General features: G+C 60.2%; 1 protein-coding gene. It reads left to right on the forward strand.

Going from position 1 to position 1,197, the window contains the following annotated elements:
• Nucleotides 1-59: 59 nt before the first annotated feature.
• Nucleotides 60-1,171 (forward strand): IS3 family transposase gene (locus tag BM177_RS19315; RefSeq protein WP_091686925.1). Its coding sequence is split into 2 segments (ribosomal slippage): nt 60-315 and nt 315-1,171, totalling 1,113 coding nucleotides; the frame shifts between segments, so codons are not numbered across the junction.
• Nucleotides 1,172-1,197 lie beyond the last annotated feature (26 nt).

The raw sequence follows: 1,197 nt of genomic DNA on the forward strand, positions 1-1,197 counted from the left end.
TGACCTTGCCCCCTCGAACGCCCTAGTTTTGAACTGGAGTTCAAGACGGGGAGATTGAGATGAAGAAGAGCCGCTTTTCGGAAGAGCAGATTATTGGGGTTTTGAAGGAGCATCAGGCCGGGATCGCCGTGGCGGAGATTTGTCGCAAGCACGGGATCAGCGACGCGACATTTTATACGTGGCGTTCGAAATACGGCGGCCTGGAAGTCTCCGAGGCCAAACGGTTGAAATCTCTTGAAGAGGAAAACCGCAAGCTCAAGAAGCTGCTCGCCGAGTCGATGCTCGATGTCGCAACGCTTCGCGAAGCGCTCGGAAAAAACTTCTGACGCCTGGCGCACGGAGGAAAGTCGTGAGCTGGGCGATTGAGGAAAAGGGCTATTCACAGCGGCATGCTTGCGACCTCGTCGGCATTGCGCCGAAGACGTATCGCTATGCGTCGTCGCGGCCTGACGATGCGGCTCTGCGGGAACGGCTGAAGACGCTTGCCAATGAGCGCCGGCGGTTCGGCTATCGGCGGCTGCATATTCTTCTCAAGCGCGCCGGGGTCGCCGTCAATCACAAGAAGCTGTTCCGGCTCTACCGGGAGGAGCGGCTGACGGTGAGGCGACGTGGCGGCCGTAAGCGGGCGCTCGGCACGCGAGCGCCGATGATGCTGCCGCAGGGGCGCAATCAGCGATGGAGCCTCGACTTCGTGTCGGATACGCTCAGCGATGGGCGCCGCTTCCGCGTGCTGGTCGTTGTGGACGATTTTACTCGGGAATGTTTGGCGCTTGTCGTGGACACGTCGATCGGCGGCCATCGTGTCGCACGGGAACTCGACGCCCTCATCTCCTGGCGCGGCAAGCCGCTCATGATTGTCAGCGACAACGGAACGGAACTGACTTCGCACGCAATCTTGCGCTGGCAGGAGGACAATGGCGTCGAGTGGCATTACATTGCGCCGGGCAAGCCAATGCAGAACGCCTTCGTCGAGAGCCTGAACGGGCGTTTTCGGGACGAATGCCTCAACGAATGCCTGTTCCGGAGCCTGCCAGCCGCCAGGCTTGTCATCGAAGTCTGGCGCGTCGACTACAATGCCAACCGCCCACATACCAGTCTCGGCGGGCTCACGCCCGCCGAGTTCGCCGACAGGGTTCAAAAGGATCAGACAGAGAACAGAGTCTGGTTATGAACGAGGGCATTCAAGGGGCAAGGTCA

This window comes from Methylocapsa palsarum, from assembly GCF_900114285.1.
Taxonomy (GTDB): domain Bacteria; phylum Pseudomonadota; class Alphaproteobacteria; order Rhizobiales; family Beijerinckiaceae; genus Methylocapsa; species Methylocapsa palsarum.